Source organism: Microbacterium sp. H6 (genome assembly GCF_003314775.1).
Classification (GTDB): domain Bacteria; phylum Actinomycetota; class Actinomycetes; order Actinomycetales; family Microbacteriaceae; genus Microbacterium; species Microbacterium oxydans.
In genome coordinates this window covers 8,731-8,994 of sequence record NZ_QOAY01000309.1, presented here as the reverse complement: position 1 = coordinate 8,994, position 264 = coordinate 8,731, and the positions used below count along the sequence as shown (strand labels likewise).

Sequence of the window (264 nt, the reverse complement as noted above, 5' to 3'; positions counted from 1 at the left end):
CGACGGCCCTGCTGAGGGCGCGCAGCTCCCACGCCTGCAGACCGCCGGGCACGCTCGCCGGGCAGCCCGGCGCGACCGACCGGTCGCAGACGTCGACGTCGATGTCGAGATGGATGCGCGCATCGGCTCCGGAACCGGCGACCTCCACGGCCTCCGCGACGACATCGTCGATTCCGCGGCGGCGGAGCTCGTCGAGGGGGATGACACGGATGCCCCACTCGGCTGCGCGTCGGGCGTAGGCGGCGGAGTTCGCGAAGTCGGCGA

The 264-nt window shown here is 73.9% G+C and carries 1 protein-coding gene; it reads right to left on the bottom strand.

The annotated features are described in order from the left end of the window. A partial coding sequence (locus DSP71_RS21255; RefSeq protein ID WP_181800796.1) for an arginase family protein occupies window positions 1–264 on the bottom strand: 264 nt, incomplete at both ends.